Source organism: Pseudomonas sp. KCJK9111, assembly GCF_046231935.1.
Classification (GTDB): Bacteria; Pseudomonadota; Gammaproteobacteria; order Pseudomonadales; family Pseudomonadaceae; genus Aquipseudomonas; species Aquipseudomonas parafulva_B.
Window position 1 is genome coordinate 1 of record NZ_JBJJMO010000054.1, and the last position, 23598, is coordinate 23598.

General features: G+C 61.5%; 21 protein-coding genes and 1 pseudogene. 17 read left to right on the forward strand and 5 right to left on the reverse strand.

Annotation, left to right across the window (positions count from 1 at the left end):
- A pseudogene (locus ACK59L_RS16725) lies at positions 1 to 773 on the reverse strand (B12-binding domain/radical SAM domain-containing protein); the annotation flags it as partial.
- A gap of 30 nt (positions 774 to 803) precedes the next feature.
- Between ACK59L_RS16725 and ACK59L_RS16730 the strand changes: the two are divergent.
- Positions 804 to 1922 carry a D-alanine--D-alanine ligase family protein gene (locus tag ACK59L_RS16730; RefSeq protein ID WP_409274837.1) on the forward strand — a complete coding sequence of 373 codons (1119 nt, stop codon included), beginning with the start codon at positions 804 to 806 and terminating at the stop codon, positions 1920 to 1922.
- 20 nt (positions 1923 to 1942) lie between these two features.
- Here the strand turns inward: ACK59L_RS16730 and ACK59L_RS16735 are convergent, their stop codons facing one another.
- The gene (locus ACK59L_RS16735; protein ID WP_409274839.1) at positions 1943 to 2749 is read right to left on the reverse strand and encodes a GntR family transcriptional regulator; all 807 of its coding nucleotides are present in this window, start codon (positions 2747 to 2749) and stop codon (positions 1943 to 1945) included.
- Positions 2750 to 3294: 545 nt separating this feature from the next.
- Here ACK59L_RS16735 and flhA point away from each other — a divergent pair.
- From flhA to ACK59L_RS16805, 14 genes are all read left to right on the forward strand, one after another.
- Positions 3295 to 5424, forward strand: coding sequence for a flagellar biosynthesis protein FlhA (flhA, locus tag ACK59L_RS16740; protein WP_058639119.1), 2130 nt, complete (start codon positions 3295 to 3297; stop codon positions 5422 to 5424).
- Positions 5425 to 5435: 11 nt separating this feature from the next.
- Complete coding sequence (flhF, locus tag ACK59L_RS16745; RefSeq protein WP_409274841.1) at positions 5436 to 6746, forward strand: flagellar biosynthesis protein FlhF; 1311 nt, start codon at positions 5436 to 5438, stop codon at positions 6744 to 6746.
- A gap of 93 nt (positions 6747 to 6839) precedes the next feature.
- Complete coding sequence (gene fleN / locus ACK59L_RS16750) at positions 6840 to 7673, forward strand: flagellar synthesis regulator FleN (RefSeq protein WP_023533996.1); 834 nt, start codon at positions 6840 to 6842, stop codon at positions 7671 to 7673.
- Positions 7670 to 8410, forward strand: coding sequence for an RNA polymerase sigma factor FliA (gene fliA / locus ACK59L_RS16755; RefSeq protein ID WP_023533945.1), 741 nt, complete (start codon positions 7670 to 7672; stop codon positions 8408 to 8410). Before fleN ends, fliA begins: the two co-directional genes overlap by 4 nt.
- Positions 8411 to 8515: 105 nt before the next feature.
- Entirely contained in the window at positions 8516 to 8890 is a 375-nt protein-coding gene (locus ACK59L_RS16760) for a chemotaxis response regulator CheY (protein WP_167339335.1), read from the forward strand.
- A 20-nt stretch (positions 8891 to 8910) separates the two neighbouring features.
- On the forward strand, positions 8911 to 9699 hold the full coding sequence (locus ACK59L_RS16765) for a protein phosphatase CheZ (protein ID WP_023533920.1): 789 nt from the start codon (positions 8911 to 8913) through the stop codon (positions 9697 to 9699).
- A gap of 12 nt (positions 9700 to 9711) precedes the next feature.
- Positions 9712 to 11940, forward strand: a complete 2229-nt coding sequence (locus ACK59L_RS16770; RefSeq protein WP_409274845.1) for a chemotaxis protein CheA — start codon at positions 9712 to 9714, stop codon at positions 11938 to 11940.
- A gap of 47 nt (positions 11941 to 11987) precedes the next feature.
- Positions 11988 to 13106: a chemotaxis response regulator protein-glutamate methylesterase gene (locus ACK59L_RS16775; RefSeq protein WP_196135346.1), complete on the forward strand. Its 1119-nt coding sequence runs from the start codon at positions 11988 to 11990 to the stop codon at positions 13104 to 13106.
- A complete protein-coding gene (locus ACK59L_RS16780) occupies positions 13106 to 13846 on the forward strand; it encodes a flagellar motor protein (RefSeq protein WP_023533970.1) in 741 nt (246 codons plus the stop codon). Before ACK59L_RS16775 ends, ACK59L_RS16780 begins: the two co-directional genes overlap by 1 nt.
- A 2-nt stretch (positions 13847 to 13848) precedes the next feature.
- Complete coding sequence (gene motD / locus ACK59L_RS16785) at positions 13849 to 14706, forward strand: flagellar motor protein MotD (protein ID WP_196135345.1); 858 nt, start codon at positions 13849 to 13851, stop codon at positions 14704 to 14706.
- A 136-nt stretch (positions 14707 to 14842) separates the two neighbouring features.
- Entirely contained in the window at positions 14843 to 15631 is a 789-nt protein-coding gene (locus tag ACK59L_RS16790; RefSeq protein WP_023533944.1) for a ParA family protein, read from the forward strand.
- The gene (locus ACK59L_RS16795; RefSeq protein WP_409274848.1) at positions 15631 to 16563 is read left to right on the forward strand and encodes a CheW domain-containing protein; all 933 of its coding nucleotides are present in this window, start codon (positions 15631 to 15633) and stop codon (positions 16561 to 16563) included. Before ACK59L_RS16790 ends, ACK59L_RS16795 begins: the two co-directional genes overlap by 1 nt.
- A gap of 4 nt (positions 16564 to 16567) precedes the next feature.
- Positions 16568 to 17047 (forward strand): chemotaxis protein CheW, encoded by a 480-nt coding sequence (locus tag ACK59L_RS16800; protein ID WP_409274850.1) that lies wholly within the window; start codon positions 16568 to 16570, stop codon positions 17045 to 17047.
- Between the two features lies 1 nt (position 17048).
- Positions 17049 to 17444, forward strand: a complete 396-nt coding sequence (locus ACK59L_RS16805) for a DUF2802 domain-containing protein (RefSeq protein WP_196135343.1) — start codon at positions 17049 to 17051, stop codon at positions 17442 to 17444.
- 32 nt (positions 17445 to 17476) lie between these two features.
- Here the strand turns inward: ACK59L_RS16805 and ACK59L_RS16810 are convergent, their stop codons facing one another.
- The 3 genes from ACK59L_RS16810 to ACK59L_RS16820 form a co-directional block, all read right to left on the reverse strand.
- Positions 17477 to 20185: a dermonecrotic toxin domain-containing protein gene (locus tag ACK59L_RS16810; protein WP_409274853.1), complete on the reverse strand. Its 2709-nt coding sequence runs from the start codon at positions 20183 to 20185 to the stop codon at positions 17477 to 17479.
- A 73-nt stretch (positions 20186 to 20258) separates the two neighbouring features.
- Positions 20259 to 20591 carry an EscU/YscU/HrcU family type III secretion system export apparatus switch protein gene (locus ACK59L_RS16815; protein WP_144964612.1) on the reverse strand — a complete coding sequence of 111 codons (333 nt, stop codon included), beginning with the start codon at positions 20589 to 20591 and terminating at the stop codon, positions 20259 to 20261.
- On the reverse strand, positions 20588 to 22138 hold the full coding sequence (locus ACK59L_RS16820) for a flagellar hook-length control protein FliK (RefSeq protein ID WP_409274855.1): 1551 nt from the start codon (positions 22136 to 22138) through the stop codon (positions 20588 to 20590). Before ACK59L_RS16820 ends, ACK59L_RS16815 begins: the two co-directional genes overlap by 4 nt.
- Before the next feature lie 161 nt (positions 22139 to 22299).
- Here ACK59L_RS16820 and ccmA point away from each other — a divergent pair, with 161 nt between their 5' ends.
- Complete coding sequence (gene ccmA, locus ACK59L_RS16825; RefSeq protein ID WP_058639111.1) at positions 22300 to 22932, forward strand: cytochrome c biogenesis heme-transporting ATPase CcmA; 633 nt, start codon at positions 22300 to 22302, stop codon at positions 22930 to 22932.
- Complete coding sequence (gene ccmB, locus ACK59L_RS16830; protein WP_409274857.1) at positions 22929 to 23597, forward strand: heme exporter protein CcmB; 669 nt, start codon at positions 22929 to 22931, stop codon at positions 23595 to 23597. The genes ccmA and ccmB overlap by 4 nt, the downstream gene beginning before the upstream one ends.
- Position 23598: the final 1 nt, after the last annotated feature.

A 23598-nucleotide genomic window follows, 5' to 3' on the forward strand; every position in this document is an offset into this window, starting at 1 on the left:
AAAATTTCGATTGCTGATGGCAGTCGATTTTGGTCCAGTCGCACGCCGCGGCTCACTTGCGTTATGCCAACTTTCGGAAAATCGACGATCCACAAGCCTGGAATGTCAACGCTTAAAAGACCTGCAATAGTTTCGATGCTGAGCCTATCTGCCCGCGCCAATGCTTCCCCAATAGCACTGATAATGATTTCAGCTTCCCCTGAGATAACTATATCGAAGAGGGGAGGGATCTTGTGCTCTCTGATTAGCCGGCCCGGAGAAGCTTTGTGGTGTTTGACATCACATGGATTTCTCTTTCTTTCGTTGTCTAAATAGAGCGTTTCATTCACATGGCGTCCCCCTAGAATTATGACGGGGCCGTCACCTAAAAGCTTCCGAACTAGCTGAGCGCAGTGCACCGCCCCCGGCATGCACAGCGTCATAGCTCCAATCAGGACTAGATTGGGTTTTTGCGCGAGCAGGAGCGTTTCAAACGCGGGCATGTCGTCTAAAGAGTACATAAGCATGAAGCAATCTCTTGCTTCGTAGCATCCGTTTGCCCAAGTGCTGTTTGCCCAAGCACTTCCTTCAATCTGAGCGAGATACGCAGCATGCCTGCAGGCGTTAAAGAGGCTCACAGGATCGCAACTGTTCAAAGCCCGGCTGGATTTTGCGCCCGTGAGGCACTCCGGAGCCGAAACCGCGACGGCTCGGATCTGGCGGTTGTAGCCGTGGCCTGAATGATGGGTGAGAGAGCCGCTGTAAGCGAAGCCATGCTGAGTAGAGGAAGGCATAGGGCGTCCTTTTCATCAGGAAGGGCGTCCATGCCATTGCTATTAGTTTTGGATATTGGATACAGTAGCCGAACAAAAGCTTGTGCGAGGCTTAAAATGAAACAAAATGTTATTGCGCTAATATTTGGTGGCAAAAGTGCTGAGCACGCCGTCTCCCTTATGTCTGCTCGCAGCCTGTACGAAGCCTTGACTTCATCGGGTTACCGGGTTCATTGCGTAGGAATCGACACCGCCGGTGTCTGGCATTACCAAGGCCAGCCGCGCGAATTTCCTGACGAAGTCGACGCTGCCGCACCGGTCCTGACGCTTCAGCCAGGTAGGCCGGTATTGATTTATTCAGACGCCGGATCCGCTTTGAAGGAGATTGCTATTGACCTGATGTTTCCCGCCCTTCATGGGCGGTATGGGGAAGACGGTGCGATCCAAGGGCTGGGTGCAATGTGTGGCATTCCGTGCGTAGGTTCTGGAATACTCGGCTCTGCCGTCGCCATTGATAAAGACATGACCAAGCGACTCGTGAGTGCGGCGGGAATCAAGGTTGCCCCTTGGGTTGCAGGTCATGAAATGTGGCCTTGGAGGTATCTTGTAGAGTTACTAGGCGGGGAAGTGCTGTACGTGAAACCTGCTACCTGTGGATCTTCCATTGGTGTGGCGCGGGTCACGTGCGAGGCAGAATACCGTGAAGCTTATGCGGCAGCTCAGCGCCTTGATCCGAAGGTGATCGTTGAAAAGGAAATCAAAGGGAGAGAAATTGAGTGCGGAATTCTGGAGAGCGATGGGCGAACCGTAGCATCACCGCCAGGTGAAATTCTACCCGCCAGCGGATACGATTTTTATAATTATGATGCTAAGTACTCTACCCATCAGCCCTCAACACTTCTTGTGCCTAGTCCCGTCTCATCTACTTTGTCTGCGCGTATCCAAAGCCTGTCTCTTGAAGTGTTTAGGTGTTTGGGACTTCAAGGGCTGGCCAGGATTGATTTTTTCCTTCTGGATGATGAAGTCATTCTGAATGAAGTGAACACATTGCCCGGTTTTACAGGTGCCAGCATGTACCCCAAGATGTTTGAAGCCGCAGGGTTTTCACTTGCTTTCATTGCAGATGAGCTGGTCAAGACAGTGGTACTAGGGACTTCGCCGCAGCCGTGATTATTGGCGGGATGTGACTTCTACTTACGTCTCAAGAATTTTACGATCTCATCTCTCCCTGCTTCCAGGTGAAGGCGTAGAATCCGTTTTGCTAGCTCACGGTCACCTGCACGGCAAGCCGCGAGAATAGCAATATGATCGTCCTGAGATTTCTGATGATAATCCAAGTTGGTCAGTAAAAAACGGAGGTGTCTGTCGACTGCTCGATGAAGCGATTTGATAAGGGCCAGCAAGCGAGGACGACTTGATCGTGCATAAAGAAAATAGTGAAATTGCTCGTTTAGCTCACCTAGCGCGTGTTGATTTCGAGCCGTGTTGATTGCATGGATACGCTGTTCCATCTCCAGAATGTCGTCATTCGAAATGTCACTAAAACCCAAGTCTAAGGCTGTCGTTTCTGCCATGATGCGCATGTCATAAATCTCCACGACATCGTCAATCGTCATGATAGATACAAACGCACCTTTATGGGGTTCGGAGGTAACAAGCCCTTCCGCTTCAAGCTGTCTGATCGCATCGCGAACAGGCATGCGACTTACACCGAATTTAGCCGCTAACTCATCTTGGCGTAGTTGCGTTCCTTCTGGAATCATGCCCGAGAGAATTCCGTTGCGAATTGAGTCAGCGACAAACGCCATGGCGGTTTTTTGCTGATAACCTGTTGGCACGATAAAGCTGTCGGGAAGCGGAGGCACACTCATCTCCAGGGGCGTTAACGAGGCTGCCGAAGGTAGCATATCGCTGCTATCCCAGCCATACAGCCTGACGGCGTTGCACAGAGCCTCGAAGTGACTGAATGCAGGGTAGGTGCAGATAAGCTGCTCCATGTCGCTGATGCTCTTTATCGTTAGCTTTTACATTTTGTGCGTCGGAAATGGCGACAATGCGCATCCAGTAGCGTGATTGAGTGAAGCGGGTGCAGTGGTTGCCCCCGAGTCGCCTCTGTGCTCGCCGCACATCTAGGATTGAGATCCGGGTTTGTCGCCTCGTACGAGAGGCCTTTGTCCAGTCGACAGGGGGGGCTAATTAGTTATCGATGCTCTATTAAAGACGTTTCGTGCGATCTCAACTCAGCCTGGGCTATCTGATTGCAGCGGTCCTACCACAACCGCTTGGCTCGAATGAGTTTCTGACGGCATCCGCGCCTGAACCGCCACGCTGGCACCGGCTCATTTTTCGTCCCGACGTCGTCTCAGGATTTCTCATGCAGAGCCTTGGTACTGTGATGAATCCGCAACGTGTGTCGCCGTTCAACGCCAGTGCGTGGCGGCTGCATTTTATTCAACCACCGCCTTCAAAGTTGGAAAGCTTTTTGCAGAGCCACGCCCAAGCGCTGCTCTGGCGTCAAAGTTTTGCAAGAAGAGGACTCGCGGTGGATCGCACTCAGTTAATCAGCAACGCTCGCCATAACCTGGCCGGTCTCGGTCGAGGCAACCTCGGGGTGCCGCTGTTGCTGCTGGTGATGCTGGCAATGATGATGTTGCCAATCCCACCGTTTTTGCTCGACGTGTTCTTCACCTTCAACATCGCCTTGTCCATCGTGGTGCTGCTGGTCAGCGTGTACGCGCTGCGCCCGTTGGACTTTGCCGCATTCCCTACCATCCTGCTGGTGGCGACCTTGCTGCGACTGGCGCTGAACGTGGCGTCCACCCGTGTGGTCATGCTGCATGGCCAGGAAGGTCACGGCGCCGCGGGCATGGTGATCCAGGCCTTCGGCGATGTGGTCATCGGTGGCAACTACGTGGTCGGTGCGGTGGTCTTCGCCATCCTCATGATCATCAACTTCGTGGTGGTGACCAAGGGTGCGGGGCGTATCTCCGAGGTCAGCGCACGCTTCACCCTCGATGCGATGCCGGGCAAGCAGATGGCCATCGACGCCGACCTGAACGCCGGCCTGATCGACCAGGCGCAAGCCAAGGCGCGCCGCAGCGAAGTCGCCCAGGAGGCTGAGTTCTACGGCTCGATGGACGGCGCCAGCAAGTTCGTGCGCGGTGACGCCATCGCTGGCCTGCTGATCCTGTTCATCAACCTGATCGGTGGCATGCTGATCGGCATGTTGCAGCATGGCATGAGCTTCGGCGACGCCGGCAAGGTGTATGCCCTGTTGACCATTGGTGACGGTCTGGTGGCGCAGCTGCCCTCGCTGCTGCTCTCCACCGCCGCAGCCATCATGGTCACCCGTGCCTCGGGCTCGGAGGACATGGGCAAGCTGATCAACCGTCAGATGTTCGACTCGCCCCGGGCCTTGGCCGTGTCCGGCGCCATCATGATCGTCATGGGGCTGGTGCCGGGCATGCCGCACCTGGCGTTCCTGAGCCTGGGCCTGATGGCGGGCGGCGGCGCCTACTTGGTATGGAAGAAACAGCAAAGGACCAAGGTACAGGCCCAGCAGGAAGCGCAGCGCCAGCAAGAGCTGCTGCCTTCGCCGCAGCGGGCGGCCGAAACCAAGGAGCTGGGCTGGGACGATGTCACCCCGATCGACATGATCGGCCTGGAGGTCGGTTATCGCTTGATCCCATTGGTCGATCGCAACCAGGGCGGGCAGCTACTGGCGCGGATCAAGGGCGTGCGCAAGAAGCTGTCCCAGGACTTGGGCTTTCTCATGCCCACCGTGCATATCCGCGACAATCTTGACCTGCAGCCCAGTGCTTATCGCCTGACGTTGATGGGGGTGATCCTGGCTGAAGCAGAGATCTATCCGGACCGCGAGCTTGCCATCAACCCCGGGCAGGTGTTCGGCAGCCTCAACGGCATCGCGGCCCGCGACCCGGCCTTTGGCCTGGAGGCGGTGTGGATCGACGTCGGTCAGCGCTCGCAGGCGCAGTCGCTGGGCTATACGGTCGTAGACGCCAGTACGGTGGTGGCCACTCACCTCAACCAGATCCTGCAGAAGCATTGCCACGAGCTGATCGGTCACGAAGAAGTGCAGCAACTGTTGCAAGTCTTGTCCAAGGCGTCGCCTAAGCTGGCAGAAGAGTTGGTGCCGGGTGTCATTTCGCTGTCAGGCCTTCTCAAAGTCCTACAGGCTTTGTTGTCAGAACAGGTGCCAGTGCGCGATATTCGTAGCATTGCCGAATCCATCGCCAACAACGCGGCAAAGAGTCAAGATACCGCCGCTCTGGTCGCGGCGGTGCGCGTCGGATTGTGTCGCGCCATCGTGCAAAGCATTGTTGGCGTTGAGTCCGAGCTCCCTGTGATCACCTTGGAGCCCAGGTTGGAACAGATCTTGCTAAATAGTCTGCAGAGGGCCGGGCAAGGTCAGGAAGACGGAGTGCTTCTTGAACCAAGCATGGCCGAAAAGCTGCAGCGTTCACTGATCGAAGCCGCACAGCGCCAGGAGATGCAAGGCCAGCCGGCCATCCTCCTGGTGGCCGGCCCGATCCGCGCCATGCTGTCGCGTTTCGGTCGGCTGGCCGTACCGAATTTGCATGTGCTGGCGTATCAGGAAATACCGGACAACAAGCAAGTCACCATCGTTGCCACCGTGGGCCCTAATGGCTGAGGTAGTGGATAATGCAAGTTAAGCGATTCTTCGCCGCTGATATGCGTCAGGCCATGAAGCTGGTCCGCGATGAGCTGGGCGCTGATGCGGCCATCATCGGCAATCGCCGTATCGCAGGGGGCGTTGAACTGACCGCCGCGCTGGACTACAAGCTGTCCGCCCTGGCGCCTCGGGTACCGAACGTCGAACTCGAAGAAGAGCTGCGCAAGACCCACACGCGCATCGCCACGGCCAAGGCCGAGCTCGAACAGCGCCCGGACAGCAGCGACAGCAATCGCCAACTGTTCGCCGGTCAGTCGCTCACGGCGGCCGAGCCTCTGGTCGAGCCGCACGTTGACGCCCCGCAGCCGGCCACCACCGCAAGCAGCCAGGCCTCGGTGGACCCGCGCCTGTTCGATGCCATGCGCTCTGAGCTGTCCGACTTGCGCGAGCTGCTGGAAGTGCAACTGGGGTCGCTGGCCTGGACCCAGTTGCAAGGTAGCAAGCCGCAGCAGGCCACGTTGTGGCGCCGGCTGCAGCGCATTGGCCTGTCTGGCCCCATCGCCCGTGAATTGCTCGAGCTGACCAAGGACATCGAGGAGCCTCGCCACGCCTGGCGTATGCTGCTGGCGCACCTGGCGCGCATGATCCGTACGCCCGACGTGGAACCGATCGAGGATGGCGGTGTGATTGCCGTCGTCGGCCCGGCCGGCATGGGCAAGACCACCACCCTGGCCAAGCTCGCGGCGCGCTATGTGCTCAAGTACGGCGCCCACAACCTGGCGCTGGTGAGCATGGACAGTTTCCGTATCGGGGCACAGGAGCAGCTCAAGACACTGGGCCGAATCCTGAATGTGCCGGTGACCTATGTCGACCCCGGCCAGTCGTTGGCGGCGGCGCTCGAGCCTCTGCTGCGCAAGCGCGTGGTGCTGATCGATACGGCGGGCCTGCAAGCCAGCGACCCGGCCTTGCGCATGCAACTCGATACCCTAGCCGGTCGCGGCATCGCGGCGAAGAATTACCTGGTCCTGGCCACCACCAGCCAGAAGCAGGTGCTGACCGCGGCCTACCACAGCTACAAGCGCTGCGGGCTGGCCGGCTGCATCCTGACCAAACTCGACGAGTCGGCAAGCCTGGGCGATGTCCTGAGCCTTGCCATCAGTTTCCGACTGCCCGTGGCCTACCTTACCGATGGGCCGCGTATCCCGGACGATCTGCACCTGCCCCGTGGGCACCAGCTGGTCACCCGCGCGGTCAATGTGCAGCAGCAGGACGAGCCCAGCGAGGAGGCCATGGCCGACATGTTCGCTGATCTCTACCACAACCCACGGCGAGCGGGTTGAAAATGAAATGTGTGCAAGGTAGCTATGCCGAGGGATACGCAGAATTGCCCTTCGTGTGGCCTGAGTCCCAGCGAGACAAGGTAAAGAACAGACATGGGTAGCATGCATCCCGTACAGGTAATCGCCGTGACCGGTGGCAAAGGTGGCGTCGGCAAGACAAATGTTTCAGTGAACCTGTCTCTTGCGCTGGCCGAGCTGGGCCGCAGGGTCATGCTGCTCGACGCCGACCTGGGGCTGGCCAATGTCGATGTGTTGCTGGGCCTTGCGCCCAAGCGCACGCTGGCCGATGTCATTGAAGGGCGGTGCGAACTGCGCGATGTGATGCTGCAGGGCCCGGGCGGTGTGCGCATCGTCCCGGCCGCTTCGGGCACGCAGAGCATGGTGCACCTGGCACCTGCCCAGCATGCGGGCCTGATCCAGGCGTTCAGCGAAGTCGGTGACAACCTCGACGTGCTGGTGATCGATACCGCTGCCGGCATCGGCGATTCGGTGGTCAGCTTCGTGCGCGCGGCCCAGGAAGTGTTGCTGGTGGTCTGCGATGAGCCGACCTCGATCACCGACGCTTATGCGCTGATCAAGCTGCTTAACCGTGATTACGGCATGAACCGCTTCCGGGTGCTGGCCAATATGGCCCAGAGCCCTCAGGAGGGGCGCAACCTGTTCGCCAAGCTGACCAAGGTCACCGACCGCTTCCTGGATGTGGCGCTTCAGTATGTGGGCGCCGTGCCTTACGACGAGTGCGTGCGCAAGGCGGTCCAGAAGCAACGCGCCGTGTACGAGGCGTTCCCGCGCTCCAAATGCGCCCTGGCCTTCAAGGCCATCGCGCAGAAGGTCGACAGCTGGCCGCTGCCCGCCAACCCCCGTGGCCATCTGGAGTTCTTCGTCGAACGCCTGGTGCAGCCGACCAGTGCAGGTTCGATGTCATGAGCGCCAGCGGCTTCAAGATGTACAGCCGCGCCTCGAAAGATGCGCAGTACGAGCTGATCGAGCGTTATGCGCCGCTGGTCAAGCGCATCGCCTACCACCTGTTGGCGCGACTGCCGGCCAACGTGCAGGTCGAGGACCTGATCCAGGCGGGCATGATCGGTCTGCTCGAGGTCGCCAACAAGTATGACGCCAGCAAGGGCGCCAGTTTCGAGACCTATGCCGGCATCCGCATTCGCGGGGCCATGCTCGACGAGGTGCGCAAAGGCGATTGGGCGCCGCGCTCGGTGCACCGCAACACCCGCATGGTCAGCGATGCCATGCGTGCGGTCGAAGCCAAAACTGGCCGCGACGCTAAAGATCATGAAGTTGCTGCCGAACTCAAGTTGAGCCTCGATGATTATTACGGGATTCTCAACGACACACTGGGCAGCCGGCTGTTCAGCTTCGACGACCTGTTGCAGGACGGCGAGCACGAAGGCTTGCATGAGGACGGCGTCAGCGGCCAGGCCGAACCTGCCCGTGGGTTGGAGGAAGAGCGGTTCCAGGTCGCGTTGACCGAGGCCATCGCCAACCTGCCGGAGCGTGAGCGCCTGGTGCTGGCGCTGTATTACGACGAGGAACTGAACCTCAAGGAGATCGGTGAGGTCTTGGGGGTCAGCGAGTCGCGGGTCAGCCAGTTGCACAGCCAATGCGCCGCGCGCCTGCGCAGCCGCCTGGGGGAATGGCGGGCCCGCTGAGCCCGCCGCCGTCGTTGCCGTTTTCCACGTTGTACCGAATCGATTGAGTGCGCGCTCGGGGCCGAGCGCGTTTGAGACTGCTTGGAGGTCTAATTGGACAAGAACATGAAAATCCTCATCGTCGACGACTTTTCGACGATGCGGCGCATCATCAAGAACCTGCTGCGTGACCTGGGCTTCGCCAACACCGACGAAGCCGATGACGGCACGACGGCGCTGCCGATGCTCGAAAGTGGCCATTACGATTTCCTGGTAACCGACTGGAACATGCCAGGCATGTCCGGTATCGACCTGCTGCGCAAAGTCCGCGCCAGCGACAAGCTCAAGACCTTGCCGGTGTTGATGGTGACCGCTGAAGCCAAGCGCGATCAGATCATCGAGGCCGCCCAGGCAGGCGTGAATGGCTATGTGGTCAAGCCGTTCACCGCCCAGGTGCTCAAAGAAAAGATCGAGAAGATCTTCGAACGCGTCAACGGCTGAGTCACGTCAGGGGGCGCGCCATGAGTTCATCACACACGTCATTGGGCGAGTTCGAATCGACCCTCAAGAAGCATGCCCAGGAGTTGGTCGAAAGCCTGGAGCGCGGACGGTTCGGCGAGGCGGTGCAACTCATTCACGAGTTGAACCAGACCCGCGATCGGGGGCTGTACCAGGAAGTGGGCAAGCTGACCCGCGAACTGCACAGCGCCATCGTCAGTTTTCAGATCGACCCGACCATACCCCAGGCCGAGGAGGTGTCGCAGATTACCGACGCCACCGAACGCCTGTCCTATGTGGTCAAGCTCACCGAAGGGGCGGCAAACCGCACCATGGACCTGGTCGAGGAAAGCACGCCTGTGCTCAACGACCTGGCCAGCGAGGCCAAAGCGCTGAGTGCCGATTGGCAGCGCTTCATGCGCCGCGAAGTGAACGCCACGGAGTTTCGCGACCTGGCCAAGCGCGTCGACGGTTTCCTGGCACACAGCGCTGAGGGTAACCGCAAGGTGGCCGGCCATCTCAACGACATCCTGCTGGCCCAGGATTACCAGGACCTGACCGGGCAGGTGATCAAGCGCGTCACGGCGTTGGTGACCGAGGTGGAAAGCAACCTGCTGAAACTGGTGATGATGGCCAGCCAGGTCGACCGCTTTGCGGGCATCCAGCATGACCAGGATCAATTGCGCGCAGAAAAAGATCGAGAAAAACATCCGACTCGGGGTGAAGGTCCGCAGATTCATGCCGATAAGCGTGAAGACGTCGTGTCCGGTCAGGACGATGTCGATGATCTGCTATCCAGCCTGGGTTTTTAAGGAGCACCTTTGATGAGCTTCGGCGCCGATGAAGAAATCCTTCAGGATTTCCTGGTAGAAGCCGGTGAAATACTTGAGCAATTGTCCGAGCAGCTGGTCGAGCTTGAAAGCCGCCCTGACGATGCCGACTTGCTCAATGCGATTTTTCGCGGTTTCCACACTGTAAAAGGGGGCGCCGGCTTCCTCCAGCTCAATGAGCTGGTGGAGTGCTGCCATATCGCCGAGAACGTGTTCGACGTGCTGCGCAAAGGTGAGCGCCGGGTCGATGCAGAGCTGATGGACGTGGTGCTCGAAGCACTGGATGCCGTCAACGGCATGTTTGCCCAAGTGCGTGAGCGCAGCGAAGTGACCCCGGCTACGCCAGAACTGCTGGCAGCCCTGGCGCGTCTGGCAGAGCCTGGCAGCGCCGACGCGGCCCCGGCGGCGCCCGTGCCGGTTGAGCCCGCGCCTGTGCAGCAGGCGCCGCAAGCGACCGAGGCGGACATCACTGACAGCGAATTCGAGCAGCTGCTCGATTCGCTCGACGCGGTAAAGGCCCAGGCCGCAGCGGCCGAGCAGATGCCTGCCGAGCCCGTCAGCGGCCAGGGTGACGACATCACCGATGCCGAATTCGAGTCGCTGCTCGACCAGTTGCATGGCAAAGGCCAGTTCAGTGCCGAAGTGACCGCCCAACCGGTGACTGCCGCGGCCGAGCCGGTCAGTGACGAAATCACCGACGCCGAGTTCGAGTCGCTGCTGGACCAGTTGCATGGCAAAGGCACGTTCCAGGCTGATGCCTTGCCCGCAGCCAAGGCTGCGACGCCTGTCGAGCCAGCGCCTGCCACCACGGGCGACGACATCAGCGAACACGAGTTCGAGGCGTTGCTGGACCAGCTGCATGGCAAGGGCAAGTTCAATGGCGACGTGGCTGGCGTCGAAGCACCTGCCACTGTTCAGGCTGCAGCCCCAGCCAAGGTCGAGGCACCGGCAGTCAGCCGTCCTGCTGGCGCGGCGGCACCTGCTGCAGCGCCCAAGCCTGCTGCTGCCCCACGGGCGCCGGCGGCGAGCGCCGACAAGCACGCGGTCAGCGAAGCGGAAACGACCGTCAGGGTCGACACCGCGCGCCTGGACGAGATCATGAACATGGTCGGCGAACTGGTGCTGGTGCGTAACCGTCTGGTACGCCTGGGCCTGAACAGCGGCGATGAAGCCATGTCCAAGGCCGTGTCGAACCTCGATGTGGTCACCGCCGACTTGCAGACGGCGGTGATGAAGACGCGCATGCAGCCGATCAAGAAAGTGTTCGGCCGCTTCCCGCGCCTGGTGCGTGACCTGGCGCGGCAGTTGAAGAAAGAGATCAACCTTGAACTGGTGGGCGAAGAAACCGACCTGGACAAGAACCTGGTCGAGGCGCTGGCCGACCCGCTGGTGCACTTGGTGCGCAATGCCGTGGACCATGGGGTGGAAATGCCCGATGAGCGCGAGGCCGCGGGCAAGGCGCGCACAGGGCGCGTCGTATTGTCTGCCGAGCAGGAAGGTGACCATATCCTGCTGTCGATTTCCGACGACGGCAAAGGCATGGACCCGAACGTGCTGCGTGCCAATGCCGTGGAAAAGGGCCTGATGGACAAGGACGCCGCCGACCGCCTGAGCGAGTCGGATTGCTACAACCTGATCTTCGCGCCAGGCTTTTCCACCAAGACCGAGATTTCCGACGTCTCTGGGCGGGGCGTGGGCATGGACGTGGTCAAGACCAAGATTTCCCAGCTCAACGGCTCGATCAACATCTACTCGGCCAAGGGGCAGGGCTCGAAGATCGTCATCAAGGTCCCGCTGACCCTGGCCATCATGCCGACCTTGATGGTGATGCTGGGCAACCAGGCGTTCGCCTTCCCGCTGGTCAACGTCAACGAGATCTTCCACCTGGACTTGTCGCGCACCAACGTGGTCGATGGTCAGGAAGTGGTGATCGTGCGGGACAAGGCGTTACCGCTGTTCTACCTCAAGCGCTGGCTGGTCCAGGGCCAGGTGCATGAAGAACAGCACGAAGGTCACGTGGTGATCCTGTCGGTCGGCACCCAGCGCATCGGCTTTGTCGTCGATCAACTGGTGGGCCAGGAAGAAGTGGTAATCAAGCCACTGGGCAAGATGTTGCAAGGCACCCCGGGCATGTCCGGGGCCACCATCACCGGCGACGGTCGCATTGCGCTGATTCTCGACGTCCCGAGCATGCTCAAGCGTTACGCCGCGCGGCGTATTTGATCTCGGTGGCGTCCTCCTGGCCGGGGGCGTCACCTAACGGAGTGTTTATGGCAGTCAAGGTCCTGGTGGTGGATGATTCCGGTTTCTTCCGCCGCCGCGTCTCGGAAATCCTCTCGGGGGACTCGACGATCCAGGTAGTGGGCACTGCAACCAACGGCAAGGAAGCGATCGACCAGGCGCTTGCGCTCAAGCCCGATGTGATCACCATGGACTACGAGATGCCCATGATGGATGGCATCACGGCGGTGCGGCACATCATGCAACGGTGCCCGACGCCTGTGCTGATGTTCTCGTCGCTCACCCATGAAGGTGCTCGGGTCACGCTCGATGCGCTCGATGCCGGGGCGGTGGACTACCTGCCGAAGAATTTCGAAGACATTTCGCGCAACCCCGAGAAGGTCAAGCAGATGCTGTGCGAGAAGGTGCATACCCTGTCGCGTAGCAACCGCCGCATGACCAGTTACGCCCGCCCGGCGCCCGCGCCCGCTATGGCCCCCGCGCCGACACCCACAACGGCCACGAGCGCTGCAGGGCCGGCCCCGGTGCGAAGCGCCGCCGCGCCCGTCAGGCCAGCCGCTGCGCATTCACCAGCGCCCAAGCGCAAGCCGTACAAGCTGGTGGCCATCGGCACCTCGACTGGGGGGCCGGTGGCCTTGCAGCGGGTGCTGACGCAGTTGCCAGGCAATTTCCCGGCGCCGATCGTGCTCATCCAGCACATGCCGGCAGCCTTCACCAAAGCCTTTGCAGAACGCCTGGACAAGCTGTGCCGCATCAGCGTCAAGGAGGCCGAAGATGGCGACATCCTGCGTCCCGGGCTTGCGCTGTTGGCGCCCGGCGGCAAGCAGATGATGATCGATGGCCGGGGCACCGTGAAGATTCTGCCCGGTGACGAGCGGCTCAACTACAAGCCCTGCGTGGATATCACCTTCGGCTCGGCAGCCAAGTCCTATGGCGACAAGGTGCTGTCCGTAGTGCTGACCGGCATGGGCGCGGACGGCCGGGAAGGGGCGCGCTTGCTCAAGCAGGCGGGCAGCACGGTGTGGGCGCAGGATGAAGCCAGCTGCGTGATCTATGGCATGCCCATGGCGATCGTCAAGGCCAACCTGGCCGATGCGGTGTACAGCCTGGACGATATTGGCCGGCACCTGGTGGAGGCGTGCGTCTGATGGACGTGCTCAGCCTGATCGGCCTGATCCTGGCTTTTGTCGCTATCGTGGGCGGCAATTTCCTCGAAGGCGGTCACGTGGGCGCCCTGATCAACGGGCCGGCAGCGCTGATCGTATTGGGCGGTACCCTGGCGGCTGCCTTGCTGCAATCGCCGCTCTCCTCGTTCAAGCGCGCCTTGCAGATCCTGCGCTGGATCCTGTTTCCACCGCGGGTCGATCTGCCGGGTGGGGTCGATCGGGTCGTGAACTGGAGCCTGACGGCGCGCAAGGAAGGCCTGCTCGGGCTGGAAGGGGTGGCCGATGGCGAGCCCGATCCCTACGCGCGCAAGGGCTTGCAGTTGCTGGTCGACGGTGCCGAGCCCGAAGCCATTCGCAGTATCCTCGAAGTGGATTTCCTGACCCAGGAAAGCCGTGACCTGCAGGCCGCCAAAGTCTTCGAGAGCATGGGCGGCTACGCGCCGACCATCGGGATCATCGGCGCGGTGATGGGCCTGATCCACGTCATGGGCAACCTGGCCGACCCGGCGCAGCTGGGCAACGGCATTGCCGTTGCGTTCGTGGCGACCATCTACGGCGTTGCCAGTGCCAACCTGATCCTGTTGCCCATTGCCAACAAGCTCAAGGCGCTGGTACTGCGCCAGTCGCGCTACCGGGAAATGCTCCTCGAAGGCCTCTTGTCCATTGCCGAAGGCGAGAACCCGCGCTCAATCGAGCTGAAGCTGCAAGGCTTCATGGAGTAGCCATGCGTCGTCGCCGTCATGCCGAGGAGCCGGAAAACCACGAGCGCTGGCTTGTGTCCTACGCGGACTTCATCACCTTGCTGTTCGCCTTTTTCGTGGTGATGTATTCGATTTCCTCGGTCAACGAGGGCAAGTACAAGGTGGTGTCCCAAGCCTTGCTGGGCGTGTTCAATGACCCTGAGCGCAGCATGAGGCCCATTCCCATCGGGGATGAGCGCCCGTTGACCGTGCGACCTGCCCGGCCCTTGGTCAAGGACAGCGAGCAGCCTGACGCTGGCGTGTCGACCGCCAGCAACGACCCGCTCAAGACCATCGCCGATGAGGTGCGCGACGCTTTTGGCGACCTTATCAAGGGTGATCAGATGACGATCCGGGGCAACGAGCTGTGGATCGAGATCGAGCTCAATTCCTCGTTGCTGTTCGGCAGTGGCGATGCCATGCCCAGTGACAATGCGTTTGCCATCATCGACAAGGTCGCGGCCATACTCAAGCCGTTCGCCAACCCGGTGCACGTCGAAGGCTTCACTGATAACCAGCCTATCCGTACCGCGCAGTACCCGACCAACTGGGAGCTTTCCTCGGCCCGCGCCGCCAGTATCGTCCGGCTGTTGGCCATGGGCGGCGTGAACCCCGGGCGCATGGCATCGGTAGGCTACGGCGAGTATCAGCCCGTGACAGGCAACGATACCCCTGAAGGGCGGGCCCGCAACCGGCGCGTGGTGCTGGTGATATCCCGCAACCTCGAGGTGCGCCGCAGCTTGACCAGCACCGGTGCTGCCAATGCCACGCCCGATGCCGCACTGCGCCGGGCTGGCACACAAAGTGCACCGGCAAGCTCAGCAGCGGTGGCAGGGCAGTGACCCGTCAATTCTCTGTCGCCCCATTGGCGGATGTCCACGCGCGGCGACTGGCCGACAGCCATCCAAGCCTTTCATTTTCCAGCAAGGCAGCGGGTACACCATGCTCCCTGCCTCCCCCACGGATAGAGTTTGCCTGATGAGAGTCTGGGCAGTAGCCAATCAAAAAGGTGGCGTCGGCAAGACCACCACCACCATCGCCCTGGCTGGCCTGCTGGCCGACGCCGGCAAGCGCGTGATCGTCGTCGATCTTGATCCACATGGGTCGATGACCAGCTATTTCGGGCATAACCCCGATGCGCTGGAACATAGCTGCTACGACCTGTTCCTGCACAAGGGCAGCGTTCCGGATGGGCTGCCGGGGCAGTTGCTGTTGCCCACCAGTGACGAGCGCATTTCATTGCTCCCCTCCAGCACCGCCCTTGCCGTACTGGAGCGGCAATCGCCCGGCCAGAACGGTTTGGGGCTGGTCATCGCCAAGAGTCTGGCGCAGCTGTGGCAGGACTTCGACTTCGCACTGATCGACAGCCCCCCTTTGCTGGGGGTGTTGATGGTCAATGCGCTGGCGGCCAGTCAGCAACTGGTCATCCCGGTGCAGACAGAGTTTTTGGCCGTCAAGGGGCTTGAGCGCATGGTCGGCACGCTGGCCATGATCAACCGCTCCCGGCGCCAGGCGCTGCCGTACCAGATTGTGCCGACGTTGTTCGACCGGCGTACCCAGGCATCCCTGGGAACGCTCAAGTTGCTGCGCGATGCCTACGGCGAACAGGTATGGCAGGGCTATATTCCCGTGGACACGCGGCTGCGCGATGCGAGCCGCCAGGGCGTCACGCCGTCGCAATTCGACAACAAGAGCCGTGGGCTGGTGGCCTATCGGGCGCTGCTCAAGCACTTGTTGACCTACAAGCCCGCGGCGCAGGTGGCCTGATGACACAAACACGGCAAGTGAGCAGCAAGCCTCAGTTGGCCCTGCAGTCCTATCTTGATGGTCTGCTTCAGGAGGCCACCGAGCCCTTGGAAGCGCTGCCAGCGCCGGGCGAGGCAGATGACTTTGCCCAGGCGGTGCGCCAGGAGCAGGCCCGCGATGCGCGCCAGCCTGGCAAGGCCCCCCAGGCGCAACCGGCACCGCCCGCACCTGAGCGGCCGTTCGCCGAGCCCAGGCTTGCGGTATTGCCTAGCGTGATACCGGTGCAGCCGCCTGTGGTGGCGGTGGTTGAACAGGCAGTGGTGGCCGAGGCCAGCATCCCGGTCTTGACCGATACCTCGACGGCAGAGCCGGCGACGCCCCTGGTGGATGTCCACTTGCCTGCACCGGACGTGCCCGTACCGCCGGCCACCGTCGATGGGCGTCCGGCCTGGGCTGCCGAACCGTTCGAGTGCCTGCTGTTCGATGTGGCCGGCCTGACCCTGGCCGTGCCGCTGGTGTGCCTGGGCTCGATCTATACCTTGGCCGACCGCGAGCTGACGCCGCTGTTCGGGCAGCCCGAGTGGTTCCTGGGCATCCTCACCTGCCAGGCAGGCAACCTCAAGGTGCTCGACACCGCGCGCTGGGTCATGCCCGACCGCTACCGCGACGATTTCCGGCAGGGCCTGCAATACGTCATTTCTGTCCAGGGCTATGAATGGGGGCTGGCTGTGCACCAGGTCAGCCGCTCGCTGCGCCTGGACCCGTCCGAGATCAAGTGGCGCAGCCAGCGGGGCCAGCGGCCGTGGCTGGCCGGCACGGTCATTGAACACATGTGTGCACTGCTGGACGTGGCGGAGCTGGCCGAGTTGATCGCCAGCGGCGCCGTCAAGCAGCTGCACGCCAAACCGTACATCACACCGAACACACCGCCAAAGGCGGATTTCAAGGGGTAGGGGAATGAAAAAGTCGTCCGCACAAGGTTCTGAAGATCCGATCCTGCAGTGGGTTACCTTCCGTCTGGACAACGAGTCCTACGGCATCAACGTGATGCAGGTGCAGGAAGTGCTGCGCTACACGGAAATCGCCCCGGTGCCGGGTGCGCCCAGCTATGTGCTGGGTATCATCAACCTGCGCGGCAACGTGGTGACCGTGATCGACACGCGCCAGCGCTTCGGGCTGCTGCCAACCGAGGTCACCGACAACACCCGCATCGTCATCATCGAGGCTGACAAGCAAGTGGTCGGCATTCTGGTCGATAGCGTTGCCGAGGTGGTGTACCTGCGCCAGTCCGAGATCGAAACCGCGCCCAACGTGGGCAACGAAGAATCGGCCAAGTTCATCCAGGGCGTGTGCAACAAGAATGGCGAACTGCTGATTCTGGTCGAACTGGACAAGATGATGACCGAGGAAGAGTGGTCGGAACTGGAGAATATCTGACTTGATTTTCGAGGTCGGCGTCATCTTATTGGCCCTGCTGTGGGCCTTGAGCCTGTGGTTCTTCCTGAACTACACCAAGCGTCAGCGCGAGCTGGCTGCTCAGCAGGCCATTGGCGATGCCCTGCGCGACCAGCGTATCAAGGACCTCGGCAAGCGGCTCGATGATTACCAGAACGTCACCGTGCGCATGGGCGAGGCCATCCATGAGCTGCGCGGTGCAGTGGCCACGCTGCCCGACCGGTTGGAACGGCTTGAGCAGCGTGACCCGAGCAGCGTCACCTTCACCCAGGCTGCACGGCTGGTCGGCATGGGTGCCAGCGTGTCGGAGCTTACCGAAACCTGCGGCCTGACCCAGGCCGAGGCTGAGCTGATGAGCAAGCTGCACCGCAACGACTGAATATCAGGGCGACGCAAGTCGCCCTGTGCATTTCAGGGTTTGCCCCAGGAATGGTAGTTGCCCACGCGGGCAATACGGTTCAATGCCAAGTCGTGTGCTACGGCTGATTTTATTTGCGCTTCTTTGCCTGCGAGCAAAAACAATGGCTTGCTCTGCGGCAAGGTCTGCAGATTACTGAGCTGGCGCAAGCGCTGAAGCCTGGGGAGGTGTTGATCGACCACGTCGTTAAGTACCCCTGGGCCCGTGAGGTGGTTCAGGCGTCTGGCGTAGGCCTTGAAACCTGGCGAGTCAGCCGTTGGCCGATGCTGATAGAAGTCCCCATTGGCCTGGTAGCGTGCATGCATGGCCTCGCTGATCGCTTGCAGGTTGGGGTTGCCTGGATGGCTGCCAATCATGTTGCTGTTGTAGTGGCAATGCATACCAAGGGTGTCGTTGTTTGCCGGGTCCCCCAGAATCAAACCGTCCGGGGTCGTGGCCAGGTCCACAGCCTCTATGGCTGCACGCGCGGGATCTTCCGGCGCCTCGGGATGGGCTAGCAACGCATCGTCAACGTCCATGTAGATCCCACCCTCTGCGTGCAGCATCGGGTAGCGCAGAATGTCTGATGCCGAGGAAAAATTGGCCCCGGGGGCGCTGACGGCATCCTGATATTGTTCGAAATAGGGGCTTTCGCTGAAACGGGTGTAGAACGGTTGGTCCTCCAATGGCAGCACCTGCAGATTGGGCGCGCGCTGACCGAGGACCTGACGGTTGGCTTCGAATGCCTGGGGGTCCGCCTTGGACAAGTACAAGCGGTAAGTGAACGGGCTGTTGCTCAGGCGTTCGGCGTTGGCCGCCAGGTTATCCACCAGTTCAGGCGCTATGACTTTGTTGCCAACCCAAAGGCTGGAGATGGTTTTTGGAATTGGGTGCACGGCATCCTGGGCCACGGGGGGCATTTCAATCGGTAACGGCAGATCGATACCAAGCCCCTTTAAAGTCGCCGAGCGCATCTGATCGGTCACTGGGCGTGTCGTGACATCGATCCGGGCCAAGCTGCGCCGCCCGGGCATAGCCTGGTAGTAGGCCGGGTTAAGATCGTTGAGGGTCTGTTCGGCGATGAAAGCGTCATGCTCGCTGTCGTAAAGCACCGTCATGTTGTAGCCGCCCACTTCGGTCTGCAACTCCGCAGGCCCGTCCTCGCTAACCGGTATGCGCACGACCGAACGCGCTACAGGGCTGTCGTCACCCCGGATAGGCTCGAGGGCGTTATCGAAGAAAGCCCCGATATCGGGTTCTGCAAAATGGGGTGGGTTGATCGGGCTCAGCGCATAACCCAGCTGATCATTCAAACGCACCGGTGTAAAAAATCGCATGCGCTGGGGCGAGAACACCTCAGTGGCGCGTGTTGCTGCTTCGGCGGCCAGGGGCAGGGCGTTCAGTAAACCGTATGCCGTGTTGGATACACCCTCGGCCTTGTCCTCAAGCGTTTTGCCATGAATGGCCTGGTCCAGGCCGAGCCCGAACTGCGCCACGCCTGCCAGGGCTAGCATGGGCGCCAGTGCTGGCACCACGATTGCCAAGGGTGCCAGCAAATTAATCGAGGCAACCAGATACCCGCGCCATTTAGCCTTGGTTACGGTCTGGTTACTGGTGATGATGAAGTCGGCATCGGCATAGCTGCGTTTGCGTTGGCGCTCGGTAAGCGCCGTGAACAGGTCGCCTTCGATCAACGGGCTGTATTTTTTGGTGTTGTAGTACACGTATTCCCTCGGCGGCCAGGGGCCGTCGGTGGTAAAACCCGGTCGGTTGGGCGATCGGTAATGGGTCGCAGGATACGCGCCCAACCCCTCAAGCGCAGTGTCCAATCCGCTGAAGTCGAGCCCATCTGGCGTATCGGCCAGCCGAAAATAGCGGCGCAGGGCCTGACGCTTTTCCGGATTGCGGCACTGTTCACCGAACCAGTCCTTCATGGCGCCCAGGCTACTGAACTCATGGAAAGGTGACGCATTGCCTGGCAGATAGAGCAGGACCTTGCGCCGCTTCTGGTCGGCAATGCCGATCAGGTCGGTGGCCGCGTAGCCATACACATTCAGCGCTCTGATCCTCAGGCTGTCAGCGCGCGGCGCCAGGCCTGCGGCTTCCCAGAGCATCTGTCGGCCTGCCTCGCTGAGCGAACCTTCCTGGACTTGCTTGTTGCAGGCCGCTACGAAGCCGATTTGCAGCGATTGCCGGTGGCTGTCACTGGCTTTGTGCCAATACTCGTCGAGCATCGCGACAAAACGAGCATGGAAGTCCAGGTCCCAGACGTATTGCTGCATGGCCTCGACGTCTAGGGGCAGGTGGGTAGTGATGTCATAGCGCCTGGGTTCGGTGCGGCGGAACAGCCCATTGAACACGGAATAGGCCGCACCCTGCTCCCATGGCCCCAGGTCGGGCAAGCGCTCGACAATGCTTAGCGGGTGGGCAGGAAGATGGCCGGCCCAGCTGCCAGGGAAAAGCTGGCCGACCAGATCCTTGCTGTTTTCCCCCTGCCAGTTGGACAGGACCGCTTCGGTCAGGGACATGCATTGAACCACCACCGCCTGGTCGTTTCTGTAGTGCAGTACGACCACGTCCGTTTGATCGGGGTCCAAGTCATGGCCCTGGCGGCGTGCCCAATCGCGTATGTCGCTGGCGGCCTGGCGGTCGGGGCGGGGGATGTGTTGCAGGTGGCCGCGCACGTAGCGCAGGCCAACCGAATTGACACGTGTATCAGCCATGGTCATCGACTCATGCAGTAAAAGGAGCCGATACAGTGTCGGTCCTGTCGTCGCATGAGGCCTTAGCCGATTACTACCCTTCGGGCAGGCGCAAGTGCCTGGGCGTAACGTCGCGTGGTTGGGCCGGAGCATCGTCGAAGCCCGGTGGCACTTTGCCGCGTAACTGCCAGGCGAACGCGATGATTTCGGCGATGGTCAGGTATAGCGCTTCGGGAATCTGCTCGCCCAGCTCAAGGCGTGCCAGCAGGCGCACCAGCTCCGGGTTTTCGTAGATAGGCACTTCATGTTCGCGCGCCAGGGCCAGGATGGCCTCTGCCAGTTCATCGTCGCCCTTGGCGCTGAGTGTGGGCGCCTGTTGTCCATCGTAGCTCAGTGCTACGGCCTGGCGGGGGGTAGGGGTACTCATGCGTTTTCGTCCACCCAGCGTTGTTCGACCCGTGTACGGGGGCCCTGCGCAGGTGCGCCGGGGTAGCAGTGCAGCTCATCGACCTCCAGGCCGCGCGCCAGCAAGCGCTCGCGCAGTGCACCAAGCTGCTGCTCGATCAGGCGAGCGGTCGGTTCGCGCTCGGCCCACAGCTGGCCGTTGAGACGGCCCTGAGTCAATTGGGCCTGGACCTGCAGCGGGCCGAGCGGCGCCAGGTCGAAAGCCAGCTCGATGCGCCACAGCGGTTGCAACGCCTCAGGGGTCTGGTGCTCGCGGTCGGCCTGCTGTTGAGGGGTTTCTTCGCGCTGAAGCTTGACCTGCAAGGGCACGAATTCCTGCCCGTGGCGAATGGGCACTTCGGTCTGCCAAGTGGTTTGCAGGTTGCCGTTTTCCAGTGTGCCGCTTTGCTGCAGGCTGCTCATGGCGTGGCTCTGCAGGCGCGAAACGGCAGCTGCGGCCAAGCGCAGCAATTGCTCCAGATCACCTTCGTCCTCCAAGGCCTGCAACAGTCTTGAGGGCAGCGGGAATGCGCCCGGCTGGGGCTTGGGGCTTACCCGTTCGAGCGTGCCCAGCGCGTTTCGAACAAGCGCCGGCACGGCCGCTGCCAGGCTGGCCGGTGGTGGGCCAAGGGCGGCGTTGGTGCTGATCTGGGTAATGAGTTGAAGCATGTTGGCCTTGAGGTCGGCGCCCAGCCCCGCCGTGGCCCCGGTCATCAGTTTTGCCTCCAGAAAGGTGCCGCTGTTGAGCAGCGCCTGCGCAACGGTTTTGGCATCACCCAGTTGCTGGGCCGTCGGCAGCGCGCCAAGCAGGCGCTCGATCGTCGTGCGCAGCGGGCTGTCAGCCTCCGGGTCGCGCGCCAACTGTTGCAGGCCGGCCAACAGGCTCGGGAGCGAGGCCTGGCGATTTTGCTGGCTGCCCAGATGCTGGGCGATACCCAGTTGGTCCTGCCTGCCGGCCAAGGGGACGAACTGCAAGGACTGGTCACCCTGCACGCGTGCACTGAGCAGGCTGCCGATCGCCAACGGCCTGGGGCTGTCCACGGCCAGCACGGCACCGGCCTGGGCGGTATTCAGAAGGCTCACCAGCGCCCGGTAGCTGGCAGGCTGGCCAGGGGTTTCGGGAAGCACCTGATTGGTCAACACCTTGCCCTGCAACAGGCTACCGACCGGTACCCGGGCGGTGTCCAGGCGCGTCAGGGTCGAGACCTGGCTGGTACTTGCCTGCTGCAGCAAAATGGCCAGCCGGCCGGCTTCGGGCTGGCTCACGGTCACCTGACTGCCCTGAGGCAAAGGCTGGCTGGCGCTGGCTTGCAGTTGGGTCTGCAGGCCGTTGGCTTGCAGCAGACGCAAAACCAGCTGAAACTCCTGGCCGGTCTGGCGCATGGCAACCACTTCAGCCTGCGCGGTCTCGCCAGGGCCAAGCAAGCCGGGCTGGGCCTGGGTAAGGCGCAGCAGTTCACCGGTCATCGCCGCCTTGATTGCCTGGGCGCCGTTCAGGGTTTGCAGGCCGAGACTATTGATTTCAGTCATGATTGTATACAACCTTAGGTACCCAGCCTCTTGGCAGCCTGGCTGTGCATGTAATAATGCCGCCCGCCCGTGATTGCCAGTATAACGGCAGCGCACCGGGTGACTTGAGTGGCAGGGGTCCGGGTAGCGTCATCCGAACCCTAGAACGATAAGGCAGAACCGTGACTCTTCATCTTCAAGCCGTGGGCCTGGCCTGCGAGCGCGACTGGCGCCTGCTGTTCGAGCACCTTGCCTTCGAACTGCGGCCAGGCGACATGCTACAGATCAGCGGCCCCAACGGCAGCGGCAAGACCAGCCTGTTGCGCCTGCTGGCTGGCCTGATGCAGCCGACCGCCGGTCAGATCCTGCTCGGTGGACGTCCGTTGGACGAACAGCGGCATGCGTTGGCCAGCATCTTGGTGTGGATTGGCCATGCCGCGGGCATCAAGGAACTGCTCACAGCTGAAGAGAACCTGACCTGGCTGTGCGCGCTGCACCGTCCAGCCAGCCGCGAACAGATCTGGCAGGCCCTGGCTGCCGTCGGGCTGCGCGGTTTTGAGGACGTGCCTTGCCATACCTTGTCGGCCGGGCAACAACGCCGCGTGGCCCTGGCGCGCCTGCATCTGGCAGCCGCACCGTTGTGGATTCTGGACGAGCCGTTCACTGCCCTGGACAAACAGGGCGTCGCGGACCTGGAGGCCCATCTGGCCGCCCATTGCGAGCACGGTGGCACCGTGGTGCTGACCACCCACCACACCCTGTCCCACACGCCTGCGGGCTACCGAGAACTCAACCTGGGGCAGTGGGCAGCATGAGCGTCTTTACCCTGTTGTTGCGACGCGAAGCGCGGTTGCTGTTTCGCCGGCCTGCGGAGCTTGCCAACCCGCTGGTGTTCTTCGCCATCGTGGTGGCCTTGTTCCCCTTGGCCGTCGGGGCGCAGACCCAGATGCTGCAGAACCTGTCCCCGGGGCTTGTGTGGGTGGCTGCACTGCTGGCGGTGCTGTTGTCCCTGGACGGGCTGTTTCGCAGCGATTTCGAAGACGGTTCCCTGGAGCAGTGGGTGCTCTCGCCGCATCCGCTGGCACTGATGGTGTTGGCCAAAGTGCTGGCGCATTGGCTGTTCTCCGGGCTTGCGCTGGTGTTGCTGGCACCGTTGCTGGCGCTGATGCTCGGCCTGCCAGGGCACTGTCTGCCGGTGCTGCTGGGCTCGCTGCTGCTGGGCATGCCCGTGTTGAGCCTGTTGGGCGCGGTGGGCGCTGCGCTGACGGTCGGCCTCAAGCGCGGCGGTTTGTTGCTGGCGTTGCTGATTCTGCCGTTGTATATCCCTGTATTGATCCTGGGCAGTGGTGCATTGCAGGCGGCGTTGCAGAATATGCCCGCCACCGGCCACCTGCTCTGGCTCGCCAGCCTGACGGCCCTGGCCGTGACCCTGGCACCCTTTGCGATCGCCGCCGGCCTGAAAATCAGCGTCGGCGAATAAC